This window comes from Aquisalinus flavus (assembly GCF_014640095.1).
Lineage (GTDB): Bacteria > Pseudomonadota > Alphaproteobacteria > Caulobacterales > Parvularculaceae > Aquisalinus > Aquisalinus flavus.
Map to the genome: position 1 here is coordinate 1,433,006 of NZ_BMGH01000001.1, position 15,437 is coordinate 1,448,442.

17 protein-coding genes are annotated in these 15,437 nt (G+C 60.4%); all 17 read right to left on the bottom strand.

Features of this window, described 5'->3' with window-relative positions:
- Nucleotides 1-4: 4 nt before the first annotated feature.
- Nucleotides 5-247 (bottom strand): 30S ribosomal protein S17, encoded by a 243-nt coding sequence (gene rpsQ, locus IEV88_RS06630; RefSeq protein ID WP_155138197.1) that lies wholly within the window; start codon nt 245-247, stop codon nt 5-7.
- A 19-nt stretch (nt 248-266) separates the two neighbouring features.
- Nucleotides 267-467, bottom strand: a complete 201-nt coding sequence (rpmC, locus tag IEV88_RS06635) for a 50S ribosomal protein L29 (protein WP_188160446.1) — start codon at nt 465-467, stop codon at nt 267-269.
- A gap of 9 nt (nt 468-476) precedes the next feature.
- Nucleotides 477-890, bottom strand: a complete 414-nt coding sequence (gene rplP, locus IEV88_RS06640) for a 50S ribosomal protein L16 (protein WP_188160447.1) — start codon at nt 888-890, stop codon at nt 477-479.
- 30 nt (nt 891-920) lie between these two features.
- Entirely contained in the window at nt 921-1,673 is a 753-nt protein-coding gene (rpsC, locus tag IEV88_RS06645; protein ID WP_188160448.1) for a 30S ribosomal protein S3, read from the bottom strand.
- The gene (gene rplV, locus IEV88_RS06650; RefSeq protein ID WP_188160449.1) at nt 1,673-2,053 is read right to left on the bottom strand and encodes a 50S ribosomal protein L22; all 381 of its coding nucleotides are present in this window, start codon (nt 2,051-2,053) and stop codon (nt 1,673-1,675) included. The genes rpsC and rplV overlap by 1 nt, the downstream gene beginning before the upstream one ends.
- A gap of 8 nt (nt 2,054-2,061) precedes the next feature.
- A complete protein-coding gene (gene rpsS, locus IEV88_RS06655; protein WP_188160450.1) occupies nt 2,062-2,340 on the bottom strand; it encodes a 30S ribosomal protein S19 in 279 nt (92 codons plus the stop codon).
- Nucleotides 2,341-2,351: 11 nt separating this feature from the next.
- Nucleotides 2,352-3,191, bottom strand: coding sequence for a 50S ribosomal protein L2 (gene rplB, locus IEV88_RS06660; protein WP_188160451.1), 840 nt, complete (start codon nt 3,189-3,191; stop codon nt 2,352-2,354).
- A 21-nt stretch (nt 3,192-3,212) separates the two neighbouring features.
- Nucleotides 3,213-3,512 (bottom strand): 50S ribosomal protein L23, encoded by a 300-nt coding sequence (locus IEV88_RS06665; RefSeq protein ID WP_188160452.1) that lies wholly within the window; start codon nt 3,510-3,512, stop codon nt 3,213-3,215.
- Nucleotides 3,509-4,156 carry a 50S ribosomal protein L4 gene (gene rplD, locus IEV88_RS06670; RefSeq protein ID WP_188160453.1) on the bottom strand — a complete coding sequence of 216 codons (648 nt, stop codon included), beginning with the start codon at nt 4,154-4,156 and terminating at the stop codon, nt 3,509-3,511. Before rplD ends, IEV88_RS06665 begins: the two co-directional genes overlap by 4 nt.
- The gene (rplC, locus tag IEV88_RS06675; RefSeq protein ID WP_188160454.1) at nt 4,156-4,962 is read right to left on the bottom strand and encodes a 50S ribosomal protein L3; all 807 of its coding nucleotides are present in this window, start codon (nt 4,960-4,962) and stop codon (nt 4,156-4,158) included. The genes rplD and rplC overlap by 1 nt, the downstream gene beginning before the upstream one ends.
- Before the next feature lie 12 nt (nt 4,963-4,974).
- On the bottom strand, nt 4,975-5,286 hold the full coding sequence (gene rpsJ, locus IEV88_RS06680; protein ID WP_155138177.1) for a 30S ribosomal protein S10: 312 nt from the start codon (nt 5,284-5,286) through the stop codon (nt 4,975-4,977).
- A 74-nt stretch (nt 5,287-5,360) separates the two neighbouring features.
- Nucleotides 5,361-6,536: an elongation factor Tu gene (tuf, locus tag IEV88_RS06685; protein WP_188160455.1), complete on the bottom strand. Its 1,176-nt coding sequence runs from the start codon at nt 6,534-6,536 to the stop codon at nt 5,361-5,363.
- 91 nt (nt 6,537-6,627) lie between these two features.
- The gene (gene fusA / locus IEV88_RS06690) at nt 6,628-8,721 is read right to left on the bottom strand and encodes an elongation factor G (RefSeq protein ID WP_188160456.1); all 2,094 of its coding nucleotides are present in this window, start codon (nt 8,719-8,721) and stop codon (nt 6,628-6,630) included.
- Nucleotides 8,722-8,749: 28 nt separating this feature from the next.
- The gene (gene rpsG / locus IEV88_RS06695; RefSeq protein WP_188160457.1) at nt 8,750-9,220 is read right to left on the bottom strand and encodes a 30S ribosomal protein S7; all 471 of its coding nucleotides are present in this window, start codon (nt 9,218-9,220) and stop codon (nt 8,750-8,752) included.
- A 12-nt stretch (nt 9,221-9,232) separates the two neighbouring features.
- On the bottom strand, nt 9,233-9,604 hold the full coding sequence (gene rpsL / locus IEV88_RS06700; protein WP_155138168.1) for a 30S ribosomal protein S12: 372 nt from the start codon (nt 9,602-9,604) through the stop codon (nt 9,233-9,235).
- A gap of 357 nt (nt 9,605-9,961) precedes the next feature.
- Complete coding sequence (locus tag IEV88_RS06705; protein WP_188160458.1) at nt 9,962-11,017, bottom strand: response regulator; 1,056 nt, start codon at nt 11,015-11,017, stop codon at nt 9,962-9,964.
- Nucleotides 11,018-11,133: 116 nt separating this feature from the next.
- The gene (gene rpoC / locus IEV88_RS06710; RefSeq protein ID WP_188160459.1) at nt 11,134-15,378 is read right to left on the bottom strand and encodes a DNA-directed RNA polymerase subunit beta'; all 4,245 of its coding nucleotides are present in this window, start codon (nt 15,376-15,378) and stop codon (nt 11,134-11,136) included.
- Nucleotides 15,379-15,437: the final 59 nt, after the last annotated feature.

Consider the following 15,437-nt stretch of genomic DNA (forward strand, 5'->3'; position numbering starts at 1 on the left):
GCGATCAGCCCTTGGAGCCTTCACCGACGACTTCCCAGCGCTTCAGTTTCGACTTCGGCGCGCATTCCTGGATGACCACGAGATCACCTTCTTTATACTGATTGCTCTCGTCATGGGCGTGGTAGCGCTTGGAACGACGAACGATCTTCTTGAGCAGCGGGTGCTTGAAGGTCCGCTCGATATTCACGACTACGGTCTTGTCACCCTTGCTGCTCACGACAGCGCCCTGCATCACTCGCTTCGGCATCTCTTAGTTCTCCTGTCCCTTACGCGCTGGCCTGATCGGCTTTTTGGCGCAGGATGGTTTTGACCCGCGCGATGTCCCTGCGGACCTCGCCGATGCGGGAAGTTTTTTCCAGCTGACCGGACGCTTTCTGGAAGCGCAGGTTGAACTGCTCTTTCTTCAGCTCAAGCAGTTTGGTCTTGAGCTCGTCTTCGGTCATATCGCGTACTTGTGCGGCTTCCATGATGAACTCCTATTCGCCAATGCGCTTGATGATGCGCGTCTTGATCGGCAGCTTCGCGGCGCCCAGCAGAAGCGCTTCACGCGCGACGTCTTCCGGCACGCCATCGATTTCGAACATCACGCGGCCAGGTTTCACCTTGGCGGCCCAGAACTCGACGGAGCCCTTGCCTTTACCCATGCGAACCTCGGTCGGCTTCTTCGTGACCGGCACATCCGGGAAGATGCGGATCCAGACGCGCCCGGCCCGTTTCATGTGGCGGGTAATGGCACGACGGGTCGCCTCGATCTGACGCGAGGTCACGCGCTCCGGCTGGAGAGCCTTCAGGCCAAACGAGCCGAATGCCAGTTCGGTACCGCCCTTGGCGTTACCCTTGATCCGGCCCTTGTGCATCTTGCGGAACTTTGTCCGTTTCGGTTGCAGCATTTCTTATTCTCCAAATCCTAACTGGCCTGGTTAACTTGCACTGGCCGGCGCAGGACGGTTACCCCGGGGGGCACGATCGCGATTGTCACGGCCACCACCCGGATTGCCACCGGTCTGGGAGTCGACGATGCGTTTTTCCTGGGCCATCGGGTCATGTTCCATGATCTCGCCTTTGAAGATCCAGACCTTGATGCCGATAGCGCCATAGGTTGTGCGGGCGGTGGCGACACCGTAATCGATGTCGGCGCGCAGCGTGTGAAGCGGCACGCGGCCCTCACGGTACCATTCCATCCGCGCAATCTCTGCACCGCCAAGACGGCCGGAGCAGTTGATGCGGATGCCGAGGCCACCCATGCGCATTGCCGTCTGCATCGCGCGTTTCATGGCACGACGGAAAGCAACGCGGCGTTCCAGCTGCTGGGCGATGTTCTCGGCGACCAGCGTGGCGTCGATTTCCGGCTTGCGGATCTCGATGATGTTCAGGACGGTCTCTGACGAAGACAGCTTGGCCACTTCCTGGCGCAGCTTCTCGATGTCAGCACCCTTCTTGCCGATGACGACACCCGGACGCGCCGTGTAGATCGTGATCCGGCATTTCTTGTGCGGACGCTCGATGACGATGCGCGAGACACCGGCAGCAGCCAGTTTCTTCTGCAGAAAATCGCGGATGCGCAGGTCTTCGTGCAGCAGGTCGCCATAGGCTTTCTTGTCCGCGTACCAGCGGGAATCCCACGTGCGGTTGATGCCCAGACGCAGACCGATCGGGTTTACCTTCTGACCCATTATACGGCCTCCTCAACTTCTTTGACGATAATCGTCAGTTCCGAAAACGGCTTCTGGATCCGGCCGACGCGACCACGCGCACGGGCTTTCCAGCGCTTCATGACAAGGTTCTTGCCGACGAAGGCCTGGTCGACAACCAGCGAGTCGATATCGAGATCGTGGTTGTTTTCGGCGTTCGCGATGGCGCTTTCCAGAACCTTCTTCACGTCGATCGCAATGCGCTTGCGCGAGAATTCGAGCTCGGCCAGCGCCTTTTCGACCTTCTTGCCGCGGATCAGCTGAGCGACGAGGTTCAGCTTCTGCGGGCTGACGCGCATCATACGAGCCTTGGCCATGGCCTGGTTGTCGTCGATGCGACGGGGATTTTGTTCCTGTCCCATGATTGCCTCTACTTCCGCTTCGCTTTCTTGTCCGCCCCGTGACCGTAATAGGTGCGGGTCGGCGAGAATTCGCCCAGCTTGTGACCGACCATGTCTTCAGTGACATGGACCGGGATGAATTTGTGGCCGTTATAGACGTTGAACGTCAGCCCGATAAATTGGGGCAGGATCGTCGAACGACGCGACCAGGTCTTGATGCCGCCTTTGTGGCTGCCGGCCGAGGATTCCTCGGCCTTTTTCAAGAGATAACGGTCTACAAACGGACCTTTCCAGACTGCACGTGCCATAATTTTATCTCCTACCGGCCCTTCTTGCGTGCGTGACGCGAGCGGATAATCAACCGGTCGGTCGCTTTATTGTTGCGGGTCCTCTTGCCCTTGGTCGGCTTGCCCCATGGCGTGACCGGGTGACGGCCACCGGAGGTGCGGCCCTCACCACCACCATGCGGGTGGTCGATCGGGTTCATGGCGACACCGCGAACGGACGGGCGCTTGCCCATGTGGCGCTTGCGGCCGGCCTTGCCGAGGCTGGTGTTCGAGTGGTCCGGGTTGGACACGGCACCGATGGTTGCCATGCACTCCCCCGAGACGAGACGGACTTCGCCGGACTGCAGGCGCATCTGCGCATAGCCGGCGTCGCGACCGACGATCTGGGCATAGGTACCGGCGGAACGGGCCATCTGGCCGCCCTTGCCGGGCTTCAGCTCGACATTGTGGACGATCGTGCCGACCGGGATGCGCTTCAGCGGCATCGCATTGCCCGGCTTGACGTCGACCTGGGCACCGGAAACGATCTTGTCACCGACGGCCAGGCGCTGCGGCGCCAGGATGTACGAAATCTCGCCATCTTCATATTTCACCAGCGCAATGAAGGCCGTGCGGTTCGGATCGTATTCCAGACGCTCGACCGTCGCCTCGACATCGTATTTGGCACGGCGGAAGTCGACCTTGCGGTACAGCTTCTTCGCACCGCCGCCCTGACGGCGTGCCGTGATGCGGCCGGTATTGTTGCGACCGCCCTTGTTGGTCATGCCCTCGACCAGCTTCTTCTCCGGACGCCCTTTCCAGAGGTCCGAATGATCCACCAGCACCAGTGTGCGGCGGCCCGGCGAGGTCGGATTGAATGTCTTCAAAGCCATTTTCTCAGATCCTGGTTCGCGTTAAAGGCCGGTCGTGATGTCGATGGAATGGCCTTCCTCGAGCGTCACAATCGCCTTCTTCACATCGGAGCGGGTATACGGACGACCGCGGAACCGCTTGTTCTTGCCCTTGGTGCGCAGGGTATTGACGGACTTGACCTTCACCTTGAACAGGCTCTCGACCGCTTCTGCGATCTGCGGCTTGGTCGCGTTCAGCGCTACCTTGAAGACAACCTGGTTGTTCTCCGACGCGATCGTGGATTTCTCCGTGATCAGCGGGGAGACAATAGTGTCGTAGTGTACTTCTTTAATATCGCTCATTGCTCGTCACCCTTTTTCGGGGCCTCACTCTTGAGGCGGGCTTCAAGCCCTTCCACGGCGGACTTGGTCAGAACCAGCTTCGACCGGCGCAGGATATCGTAGACGTTCGCGCCCATAACCGGCAGGACATCGACACCCGGCACGTTGCGGGCCGCCCGGCGGAAGTTCTCGTCGATCTCTGTATCGACGATCAGCGCATCGGTCAGGCCCAGCTTGGCAAAGGTCGAAACCAGTGCCTTCGTCTTGGCTTCTTCCAGCTTGGCATCGTCGATGATGATCAGCTCGGAAGCACCATGCTTGGCCGACAGCGCGTGGCGCAGGGCCAGCTTGCGGACCTTTTTCGGCAGGTCGATCGCATGGCTGCGCACGCGCGGACCATGAGCAACGCCGCCGCCAACGAAGAGCGGAGCCTTGCGGTTACCGTGACGGGCGCCGCCGGAGCCTTTCTGACGCACGAATTTCTTCGACGTCCCGGCGACTTCGCCGCGCTCCTTGGTCTTGTGCGTGCCCTGCTGGCGCTTGGCCAGCTGCCAGATCACACAGCGGTGAAGAATGTCCTTGCGTGGCTCAAGACCGAAGATCGCTTCGTCGAGATCGACGGAGCCGGCCTTTTCGTTAGCAAGAGTGACGACATCGATTTTCATTACGCGTCTCCCTTGGAGTCGCCAGCATCCTGGGACCCGTCAGCGGCCTGAGCGTCGGCTGCGGTTGCCTCGGCCTCAGTCGCGGTGTTTTCTGCTTCGACCGGGACTTCTTCCTCGGCCTTGGGCTGCTCGGCGCTGCGCAGACCGGCAGGCAGCGGAGCCTCTTCCGGACGAGCGCGCTTGACAGCATCATTGATCAGGACCCAGCCGCCCCTGGAGCCCGGCACCGCGCCCTTGATCAGGACGAGGTTGCGGTCCGTATCGATACGGACGACTTCCAGGTTCTGGGTGGTGACGCGAACGTCGCCCATGTGGCCGGCCATTCTCTTGCCCTTGAAGACCTTGCCTGGATCCTGGCACTGGCCGGTGGAACCATGCGCACGGTGGGAGATGGACACACCGTGAGAGGCACGAAGACCACCGAAATTGTGGCGCTTCATACTGCCGGCGAAGCCTTTACCGATGGAGGTGCCGGTGACATCGACCTTCTGGCCCGGAACGTAATGTTCCGCAGACAGCTCGGCACCGATCTCGACCAGGAACTCCGACGTTACGCGGAACTCGGCCAGCTTGCGCTTGGGCTCGACATTGGCTTTGCCAAAGTGGCCGCGCATCGCCTTGTTGGTGCGCGAGACCTTGGCCTTGCCAGCGCCCAGCTGCAGAGCAGTGTAACCGTTCGTCTCTTCCGTACGCTGAGACACGACCTGGCAGCCGTCAATTTGCATGACGGTGACAGGGACATGGGTGCCGTCTTCGCGGTAGACCCGTGTCATGCCCAGTTTTTTTGCAATCACGCCCGTGCGCATCGTCAAGTCTCCTTACGCACCCAGTTTGATTTCAACGTCGACGCCAGCGGACAGATCGAGCTTCATCAGCGCGTCAATCGTCTGCGGGGTCGGCTCGAGAATGTCGAGCATGCGCTTGTGCGTGCGCATCTCGAATTGCTCGCGCGATTTCTTGTTTACGTGCGGCGAGCGCAACACGGTATACTTGTCGATGTGCGTCGGCAGCGGAATCGGCCCGCGCACCTGAGCACCCGTGCGCTTGGCGGTGTTGACAATCTCAACCGCGGACGCATCGAGAACCCGATGATCGAACGCCTTCAGCCGTATACGAATATTCTGTTGCATGTCGCTATACTTCTTTTTGAGTCAAAAAGGCAGGCCGCAAAATCTGCTCACGGCCTGCCCGCTAATGGTTATTGCTACGCGAGAATTTTCGAGACGATGCCGGCGCCAACGGTACGGCCGCCTTCACGGATAGCGAAGCGAAGCTTCTCTTCCATGGCGATCGGCACGATCAGCTCGACATTGAGGTTCACGTTGTCACCCGGCATGACCATCTCCGTGCCTTCCGGCAGCGTGCAGATGCCGGTCACGTCGGTCGTGCGGAAGTAGAACTGCGGACGATAATTGTTGAAGAACGGCGTGTGACGGCCACCTTCGTCTTTCGTCAGGATGTAGGCTTCTGCCACGAATTTCGTGTGCGGGGTAACCGTACCCGGCTTGCAGAGAACCTGGCCGCGCTCGACGCCTTCACGCTCGACACCGCGAAGCAGAACACCGACGTTGTCACCGGCCTGCCCGCGATCGAGCAGTTTGCGGAACATTTCGACGCCCGTGCAGGTCGTTTTCTTGGTATCCTTGATGCCGACGATTTCGATCTCGTCGCCAACGTTGATGATACCGCGCTCGACACGACCGGTCACAACCGTACCGCGGCCGGAGATCGAGAACACGTCCTCGATCGGCATCAGGAAGGTCTGGTCGATCGGACGTTCCGGGGTCGGAATATAGCTGTCGACCGCTGCCATCAGTTCCTTGATCTTGTTTTCGCCGATTTCCGGGTCACGGCCTTCGAGGGCGGCCAGGGCGGAACCTGCGATGATCGGAATATCGTCGCCCGGGAAGTCGTAGGAAGACAGAAGCTCGCGGACTTCCATCTCGACCAGCTCGAGCAGTTCCTCGTCATCGACCTGGTCAACCTTGTTCAGGAAGACGACCAGGGCCGGAACGCCGACCTGGCGGGCCAGCAGGATGTGCTCGCGGGTCTGCGGCATCGGGCCGTCGGCTGCGTTCACGACGAGGATACCGCCGTCCATCTGGGCAGCACCGGTGATCATGTTCTTGACGTAGTCGGCGTGACCCGGGCAGTCGACATGCGCATAATGACGGGCTTCGGTCTCGTACTCGACATGTGCCGTCGAGATCGTGATGCCGCGCGCTTTTTCTTCCGGAGCTGCGTCGATCTGGTCGTACGCACGGAAGTCACCGAAATATTTGGTGATCGCTGCCGTCAGCGTGGTTTTACCGTGGTCGACGTGACCAATCGTGCCAATGTTGGCATGCGGTTTTGTACGTTCAAACTTTTCCTTAGCCATGTCTTATTCTCCGTAAACTGTCGACTGACCTGTTAAACCAATTTCTTCTGTATGCGGCCGGCTCCGCTCAGCAAAGCCGGCTCACGAAACACTAACCCGCAAGCTTCGCCCGGACCTCGTCCGCCACTGCCTGGGGGACGCGCTCATAATGGTCGAACTGCATCGTATACTGGGCGCGGCCTTGAGTGGACGAGCGCAGTGCGTTGACGTAGCCGAACATGTTGGCGAGAGGCACCATGGCATTGACCACGTTGGCGTTGCCACGCATTTCCTGCCCCTGGACCTGACCACGGCGGGAATTGAGATCGCCGATAACCGTGCCGGTATAGTCTTCCGGGGTTACGACTTCAACCTTCATGATCGGCTCCAGCAGGGCCAGGCCAAGCTCGCTCTTGTGCTCGCGAAGTGATGCGCGCGCAGCGATCTCGAAGGCCAGGACCGAGGAGTCGACGTCATGATAGGCACCGTCATAAAGCTCGACCTCGAAGTCGAGGATCGGGAAGCCGACGAGAAGGCCAGCTTCCTGTACGGATTTGAGACCCTTCTCGACACCCGGAATGTATTCCTTCGGGATCGAACCGCCAACGATGGAGTTCGAGAACACGAAACCCGTGCCCGGCTCGCCCGGCTTGACCTTCAGTTTCACGCGCGCGAACTGGCCGGAACCGCCGGACTGTTTCTTGTGCGTGTAGTCGATATCGGCGTTCTTCGTGATCGTCTCGCGATAGGCAACCTCAGGCTGACCGACATTGGCCTCGACCTTGAACTCGCGGCGCATACGATCGACGAGGATGTCGAGGTGAAGCTCGCCCATGCCGGCAATGATGGTCTGGCCGCTTTCCTCATCCGTGCGAACGCGGAACGAGGGGTCCTCAGCAGCAAGACGATTGAGGGCAATGCCCATCTTCTCCTGGTCGGCCTTGGTCTTGGGCTCGACAGCGAGCGAGATGACCGGCTCCGGGAACTCCATGCGCTCGAGAACGACTGGCTTGAGCGGATCGCACAGCGTATCACCCGTCGTGGTGTCTTTCAGGCCTGCAATGGCGACGATGTCACCAGCATAGGCATTCTTGATCTCTTCCTGGGTGTTGGAGTGCATCAGCAGCATGCGGCCAACGCGCTCTTTCTTGCCCTTTACGGTATTGAGAACCGAAATGCCCTGCTCCAGGTGACCGGAATAGATGCGGCAGAAGGTCAGCGTGCCGACGAACGGGTCGTTCATGATCTTGAACGCCAGCATCGACAGCGGCTCATTGTCGGAAGAAATACGCTTTACTTCGGTGTCCGTGTCCGGCAGCACGCCGCGGATCGAGGGAACCTCGGTCGGGCTCGGCAGGAAATCGACAACAGCATCGAGCAGCGGCTGGACGCCCTTGTTCTTGAACGCCGTGCCGCAAAGTACCGGGTGGAATTCCACGTTGATCGTGCCCTTGCGGATCAGCTCACGGATCTTGTCATTGGAGGGCATCACGCCTTCCAGATAGGCTTCCATGGCCTCTTCCTCGAGATCCACAACCGTCTCGATCATCTTCTCGCGATATTCCTCGGCCTTTTCTTTCATATCGGCCGGAATTTCGACACGGTCGAACGAAGCGCCCAGGCTCTCGTCATTCCAGATGATGGCATCCATCTCGATCAGGTCGACAACGCCAACGAAATCGCTTTCCATGCCGATCGGCAGCTGGAGGATAACCGTCTTGGCGGCGAGGCGCTCGTGAATGGATTCCACCGAGGCGTAGAAGTCGGCACCGATCTTGTCCATCTTGTTGATGAAGAACATGCGCGGCACGTGATATTTGTCGCCCTGGCGCCAGACAGTCTCGGTTTGCGGCTCGACACCGGCATTACCGTCGAGCAGAGCGACAGCGCCGTCGAGCACGCGCAGGGAACGCTCGACCTCGATGGTGAAGTCGACGTGACCCGGCGTGTCGATGATGTTCAGCCGGCGTTTCTTGCCATCGCGGCCCGGCCAGAAAGTGGTCGTCGCAGCGGAGGTGATGGTGATGCCACGCTCCTGCTCCTGCTCCATCCAGTCCATGGTCGCAGCGCCGTCGTGGACTTCACCGATCTTGTAGCTCTTACCGGTATAGTAAAGGATACGCTCGGTTGTCGTCGTCTTCCCGGCATCGATGTGCGCCATGATGCCGAAGTTACGGTAGTCTTCAATCGGATAATCGCGGGACATTGGAATAATACCTTAAAACTTGCTCGGTCTACCAGCGGTAATGGGCGAAGGCGCGGTTGGCTTCCGCCATGCGGTGTGTGTCTTCACGCTTCTTTACGGCGGCGCCACGGTTCTGTGCGGCGTCCATCAGCTCGTTGGAGAGGCGATCGACCATGGTGGTCTCGTTACGCTTGCGCGCGGCATCGATGATCCAGCGCATGGCCAGCGCGACCTTGCGATCCGGACGGACCTCGACCGGAACCTGGTACGTCGCACCACCGACACGGCGGGAACGGACCTCGATCGCCGGGGTTACGTTGTCGAGCGCCTCATGGAACAGCTCGACCGGCGGGCGTTTCATCTTGGCTTCGACGCGGTCGAATGCACCGTATACGATCTTCTCAGCGGCCGGCTTCTTGCCGTCCAGCATGACGTAATTCATGAATTTGGAAACGATCTTGTCCCCGAACTTCGGGTCCGGATGAACAACACGTTTTTCTGCGCGGTGACGACGGGACATGCTTCTCTATCCTTACTTCGGACGCTTCGCGCCGTATTTCGAACGGCGCTGCTTACGGTCTTTCACGCCCTGGGTATCCAGAACGCCGCGGATGATGTGATAGCGCACGCCCGGCAAGTCCTTCACACGGCCGCCACGGATCATGACGACAGAGTGTTCCTGCAGGTTATGGCCTTCACCCGGGATGTAGCCGATGACTTCGTAGCCATTGGTCAGGCGGATCTTGGCAACTTTCCGAAGGGCCGAGTTCGGCTTCTTCGGCGTCGTTGTGTAGACGCGCGTGCAAACGCCACGCTTCTGCGGGTTGCCCTCCATGGCGGGCACCTTGTTGATTTTCCGCTTCGGCTGACGCGGCTTGCGGATAAGCTGTTGGATCGTCGGCATTAAAGGTCCTCTTGGATCCCGGTTAAATCTCAAAATCGGTGCTGAACAAACCGAATAAGTTTCAGCACCTCAAACAGGCGCAGCTCCATAACGGAACCGCGCCATACTTACAAGGCGCAAATACAAATATGTTCGGCGTGCTTGGGAGCGTTTCAGAAACGTCTGACGGCCACCCTTCCAGCGTGGCGCGGAACCTATAAACACTATGGCTCCGGGTCAAGGTCTTTTGTTAGGAAAATTCGCATTTCACGGAGCACCCCTGATCCGGGGGAGCGGCAGGCCAGTTCCTGACAGGAATTGCTGGTAAACAGGCTCTTTTCGGCAGATTGTGTCAGCCGGCTGCGTCCGACCAGTATGTCAGCCGCGGCGGCGGCGCGCAAGGGCGTGGGCAATTCCCGCCAGAAGAACGGGTTTCTGCACAGGTTTCACCAGGTGATCGTCCATTCCCGCCGCCAGCGACGCGCGGCGATTCTCTTCATTGCCGAGCGCCGTGACGGCGATGATCGGGCGCGGTGCGATACCGGCCTGTTTTTCTGCCGCGCGAATCAGGGCAGCGGCCTCGTGGCCGTCCATTTCAGGCATCTCGATATCGAGCAGCACGATATCCGGCGGCGCGCCCTCCTCCACCATGCGGGTGAAGGTTCTGACCGCCTCGGCGCCATCCTCGGTCATCACAAGGTTGAAGCGCGGATCGCCGAGCATGCTGGACATGACCATCATGTTCACCGAGCTGTCCTCGGCGATCAGGACGGTCGTCACGTCCGCCCCTGCAGGCGCCGCCGCACGGCGCTGTTCCATCTCTTCCCTGACAGCGGCAACCGCCCTCGCCTGCGACATCTCCCAGCGGCCTGCAAGCCAGCTCAGCAACACGGTGAAGACCGACATCGCGAGAAGGATTTCGAGTTCGCCCAGCGGCGTGATGAAGCGCGACGACGATGCCCAGTAATAACTCGTGGTAAACGTGCCGCCGGCAATCAGCCCGGCAAGGTCCATGGCGAGGCGCGCACCGACGGCGACACCGCCGGTGAACATCACCAGCCGCGGGTCCGTATGGAAGCCGTAGAGCACCAGGAGCGCGAACAGGAACATGAAGGTCGGCGCGCCCGTCGCCGCAGAGACGAGCCCGCCATAGAGAATGGCGATCGACCATATGAGAAAGGAGAACAGGAGCACGCTCAAGCCGGCAAAGGCCCACACTTCGGCCCGCGCGACCGGTGTCCTGATATATTGAGCGATGGCGCAGAGCAGGAACAGGACGATGGCGGCTGAGCCTGCGCTGACAACGGGCAGGCCGGCGCCGAGAACCAGTCCGGCGCCATAGCCGATCAGCAGCAGCGCACCAAAGGCGATCTGCACGACGGCAATACGTCTTGAGACGTCCGGTTCGTAATGGTGCAAGCCCGGCTTAACCATAATCCCTCTCCGGAAGAACGGCATAAGCTGCACTCGTTAACAACCTCTGAAGCGATAGGACCAATCGGTAAAAAGCCGCCCCGAAGGGCGGCTTTTCCGTTGTTTCACGAGCTTACCTATTCGGCAGGCTGATCGTCCTCTGCGCTCGAGGTCTCGTCGCTGCCATCCTCGGCTTCGGCGAAGACAGCGGCATCTGCCGGCGGCAGGGCCGCGGCGGAACGCGCTGCCCGCTCCTCGATCAGCTTGGCGTCGCGCTCGTCGGCGAGACGCTGGTGCTTGGACATCATGCCGCCGGTACCGGCCGGGATCAGACGGCCGACGATGACGTTCTCCTTCAGGCCTTCCAGCGTGTCGACCTTGCCCTGGACCGATGCCTCGGTCAGGACACGCGTCGTCTCCTGGAACGAGGCGGCAGAGATGAACGAGCGCGTCTGCAAGGACGCCTTGGTGATGCCGAGCAGCACCGGGTGCCCGACGGCCACGGTCTTGCCCTGCTCGTCCAGCTTCTCGTTGACCTCGTCGAACTCGATCTTGTCGACCTGTTCGTCTTTCAGGAAGCCGGAATCGCCCGGATCGGAGATTTCGACCTTCTGCAGCATCTGGCGAACGATCACCTCGATATGCTTGTCGTTGATCGGCACGCCCTGCAGGCGGTAGACCTCCTGGATCTCGTTGATCAGATAGTCGGCCAATGCCTCGATGCCCATGATCGACAGGATGTCGTGCGGGGCCGGGTTGCCATCGAGCAGGTATTCGCCCTTGGCAATCATGTCCCCGTCCTGGACAGCGATGTGCTTGCCCTTGGGCACCAGATATTCAACCGGCTCGAGGCTTTCGTCAGTCGGATTGATCGAGATCTTCCGCTTGTTCTTGTAGTCGCGGCCAAATTCGACACGGCCATCGACTTCGGCGATGATCGCGTGATCCTTCGGACGGCGTGCCTCGAACAGCTCGGCAACACGCGGCAGACCGCCGGTGATGTCGCGCGTCTTGGCGCCCTCGGTCGGGATACGGGCCAGCGTGTCACCCGGACGGATGGCATCGCCCTCCTCGACCGACAGGATGGCGTCGACCGGCAGGACATAGCGGGCTTCATTACCGTTCTCGAATTTCAGCGACTCGCCTTCGTCATCCACGATGACCATGGCCGGCCGCAGGTCGGACCCGCGCGGGGACGCCCGCCAGTCCATGACGACGCGAGAGGTCAGGCCCGTCGCCTCGTCGGCGACGAGGTTGACGGACACGCCCTCGGTCAGATCCTCGAACCTTACCTTGCCGGCGATCTCCGTGAGGATCGGCAGGGTGAACGGGTCCCAGTCGGCCAGGCGCGTCCCGCGCTCGACCTTGGTGCCCTCATCGACACGCAGCTTGGTACCATAGGTGACCTTGAACGAGGCCTGGTCGTTGCCGTCCTTGTCCTGGATCTTGATCAGCGTGTTACGGCCCATGACGATCAGGTCGCCATCGGAATCCTTGACGACGTTCCGGTTCTCCAGCTTGACCGTGCCTTCATGGCTCGATTCAACGAAGGAGACGTCACCGACCGTCGCAGTACCGCCGACGTGGAAGGTCCGCATGGTCAGCTGGGTACCCGGCTCACCGATGGACTGGGCGGCGATGACGCCGACAGCCTCGCCGATATTGACGTGGGTCCCGCGGGCCAGGTCGCGGCCATAGCACTTGCCACAGACGCCGAACTTGGTCTCGCAGGTCAGGACCGAGCGGGCCCGGACCTTCTGGATACCGGCAGCCTCGATGATCTCGGACTGGCTTTCATCGACCTCATCATTGGTCTGGCCGATAATCTCGCCCGTTTCCGGATGCTTGATCTCGTCAAGCAACGTGCGGCCCAGAATGCGCTGGGACAGCGGCACGACGATGTCGCCGGCATCGATGGCGGCCTCGATCGTGATACCCTTGGTCGTACCGCAATCGACTTCCTTGATGATGCAGTCCTGGGCGACGTCGACGAGACGGCGCGTCAGGTAACCGGAGTTCGCCGTCTTCAACGCCGTATCCGCCAGACCCTTGCGGGCGCCGTGGGTGGAGTTGAAGTATTCAAGAACGGTCAGGCCTTCCTTGAAGTTGGAGATGATCGGCGTCTCGATGATCTCGCCCGACGGCTTGGCCATCAGGCCGCGCATGGCGGCGAGCTGGCGCATCTGCGTGGGCGAGCCACGCGCACCGGAATGCGACATCATGTAGACCGAGTTCGGCTCCAGCTGACGCCCCGTCTCCGGATCGTATTTGGTGCGCGAAATCTCTTTCATCATCTCGTCGGCGACCTTGTCGGTGCATTTCGCCCAGGCGTCGACGACCTTGTTGTACTTCTCGCCGCGGGTGATGAGACCATCGGCATATTGCTGTTCGTATTCGGCGACGAGCGAGCGGGTCTCTTCCACGATACCCTTCTTGGTATCGGGGATGACCATGTCGTCCTTGCCGAACGAGATGCCGGCTTTGCAGGCCTCCTTGAAGCCGAGATCCATGATCTGGTCGGCGAAGATCACCGTCGCCTTCTGGCCGGTGTGGCGATAGACGACGTCGATCAGCGACTGGATCGTTTTCTTGGTCAGCAGCTGGTTGATCGCGGAGAACGGGATCAGCGAGGTGCGCGGCAGCAGGTTGGCGACCTTCATGCGGCCCGGCGTGGTCTCGACCAGATCGGTCACCGGCTCGCCATTCTCGTCCACCGTCTTCCACAGGCACTTGACCTTGGCATGCAGCGACACGGCACCGGAATCGAGGGCGTGGTCGATTTCCGAAAGATCGGCAAAGATCATCCCCTCGCCCGGCTCGTTTTCCTTCTCGATGGTGATGTAATACAGACCGAGAACGATGTCCTGCGACGGCACGATGATCGGCTTGCCCGATGCCGGCGTCAGGATGTTGTTGGTCGACATCATCAGCACACGGGCTTCAAGCTGCGCTTCCAGCGACAGCGGCACGTGCACGGCCATCTGGTCGCCGTCGAAGTCGGCGTTGAACGCGGTACAGACCAGCGGGTGCAGCTGGATCGCCTTGCCCTCGATCAGTTTCGGCTCGAACGCCTGGATGCCGAGACGGTGCAGCGTCGGCGCACGGTTGAGCATGACCGGGTGCTCGCGGATCACCTCGTCGAGGATATCCCACACTTCCGGACGTTCTTTCTCGACCAGTTTCTTGGCCTGCTTGACGGTGGCCGACAGGCCCTTGGCGTCGAGGCGCGAATAGATGAACGGCTTGAACAGCTCCAGCGCCATCTTCTTCGGCAGGCCGCATTCATGCAGCTTCAGGTCCGGTCCGACCACGATGACCGAGCGGCCCGAATAATCGACGCGCTTGCCGAGCAGGTTCTGCCGGAAGCGGCCCTGCTTGCCTTTCAGCATGTCGGACAGCGATTTCAGCGGACGCTTGTTGGTGCCGGTGATGACGCGGCCGCGACGGCCATTGTCGAACAGCGCATCGACGGATTCCTGCAGCATCCGCTTTTCGTTGCGCACGATGATGTCCGGCGCGCGCAGCTCGATCAGGCGCTTCAGGCGGTTGTTGCGGTTGATGACCCGGCGATAGAGATCGTTCAGGTCGGAGGTCGCGAACCGGCCACCATCCAGCGGCACCAGCGGGCGCAGTTCCGGCGGGATCACCGGCACGACCGTCATGATCATCCATTCCGGCTTGTTGCCGGAAGTCATGAAGCTCTCGATCAGTTTCAGGCGCTTGGCCAGTTTCTTCGGCTTCAGCTCGGACGTCGTCTCGGAAATCTCGATACGGATGTTCTCCGCGACCTGCTCCAGGTCCATGGAGGACAGGATATCGCGGATCGCCTCGGCACCGATACCGGCGGTGAACGAGTCGTCGCCATACTGCTCCTGGGCCTCGAGGAACTCTTCCTCGGTCAGCAGCTGGTGCGGCGTCAGCGGGGTCAGGCCCGGCTCGATGACGATATATTGCTCGAAATAGAGTACGCGCTCGACATCCTTCAGCGTCATGTCGAGGAACAGCGCGATCCGGGACGGCAGCGATTTCAGGAACCAGATATGCGCGACCGGTGCGGCCAGCTCGATATGGCCCATGCGCTCGCGGCGCACCTTGGACAGGGTTACCTCGACGCCGCATTTCTCGCAGACGACGCCTTTGTATTTCATGCGCTTGTACTTGCCGCACAGGCACTCATAGTCCTTTACCGGACCGAAGATCCGGGCACAGAACAGGCCATCCCGCTCCGGCTTGAACGTGCGGTAGTTGATGGTTTCGGGCTTCTTGATCTCACCATAGGACCAGGACAGGATCTTCTCGGGCGACGCCAGCGAGATCCGGATCTGGTTGAAGGTTTGCGGCGCTGCCAGCGGATTGAATACGTTAGCAAGTTCCTGGCTCATAAAGCGTCTCCTTAAGACGGGTGCTGAATACTCAGCAAAAACACTTATTTAAAAATGCC

Excerpts from the sequence above, each read along its gene's own strand:
- rpsQ (WP_155138197.1), bottom strand. The coding sequence starts at position 247 with ATGCCGAAGCGAGTGATGCAGGGCGCTGTCGTGAGCAGCAAGGGTGAC.
- rpmC (WP_188160446.1), bottom strand. The coding sequence starts at position 467 with ATGGAAGCCGCACAAGTACGCGATATGACCGAAGACGAGCTCAAGACC.
- rplP (WP_188160447.1), bottom strand. The coding sequence starts at position 890 with ATGCTGCAACCGAAACGGACAAAGTTCCGCAAGATGCACAAGGGCCGG.
- rpsC (WP_188160448.1), bottom strand. The coding sequence starts at position 1,673 with ATGGGTCAGAAGGTAAACCCGATCGGTCTGCGTCTGGGCATCAACCGC.
- rplV (WP_188160449.1), bottom strand. The coding sequence starts at position 2,053 with ATGGGACAGGAACAAAATCCCCGTCGCATCGACGACAACCAGGCCATG.
- rpsS (WP_188160450.1), bottom strand. The coding sequence starts at position 2,340 with ATGGCACGTGCAGTCTGGAAAGGTCCGTTTGTAGACCGTTATCTCTTG.
- rplB (WP_188160451.1), bottom strand. The coding sequence starts at position 3,191 with ATGGCTTTGAAGACATTCAATCCGACCTCGCCGGGCCGCCGCACACTG.
- IEV88_RS06665 (WP_188160452.1), bottom strand. The coding sequence starts at position 3,512 with ATGAGCGATATTAAAGAAGTACACTACGACACTATTGTCTCCCCGCTG.
- rplD (WP_188160453.1), bottom strand. The coding sequence starts at position 4,156 with ATGAAAATCGATGTCGTCACTCTTGCTAACGAAAAGGCCGGCTCCGTC.
- rplC (WP_188160454.1), bottom strand. The coding sequence starts at position 4,962 with ATGCGCACGGGCGTGATTGCAAAAAAACTGGGCATGACACGGGTCTAC.
- rpsJ (WP_155138177.1), bottom strand. The coding sequence starts at position 5,286 with ATGCAACAGAATATTCGTATACGGCTGAAGGCGTTCGATCATCGGGTT.
- tuf (WP_188160455.1), bottom strand. The coding sequence starts at position 6,536 with ATGGCTAAGGAAAAGTTTGAACGTACAAAACCGCATGCCAACATTGGC.
- fusA (WP_188160456.1), bottom strand. The coding sequence starts at position 8,721 with ATGTCCCGCGATTATCCGATTGAAGACTACCGTAACTTCGGCATCATG.
- rpsG (WP_188160457.1), bottom strand. The coding sequence starts at position 9,220 with ATGTCCCGTCGTCACCGCGCAGAAAAACGTGTTGTTCATCCGGACCCG.
- rpsL (WP_155138168.1), bottom strand. The coding sequence starts at position 9,604 with ATGCCGACGATCCAACAGCTTATCCGCAAGCCGCGTCAGCCGAAGCGG.
- IEV88_RS06705 (WP_188160458.1), bottom strand. The coding sequence starts at position 11,017 with ATGGTTAAGCCGGGCTTGCACCATTACGAACCGGACGTCTCAAGACGT.
- rpoC (WP_188160459.1), bottom strand. The coding sequence starts at position 15,378 with ATGAGCCAGGAACTTGCTAACGTATTCAATCCGCTGGCAGCGCCGCAA.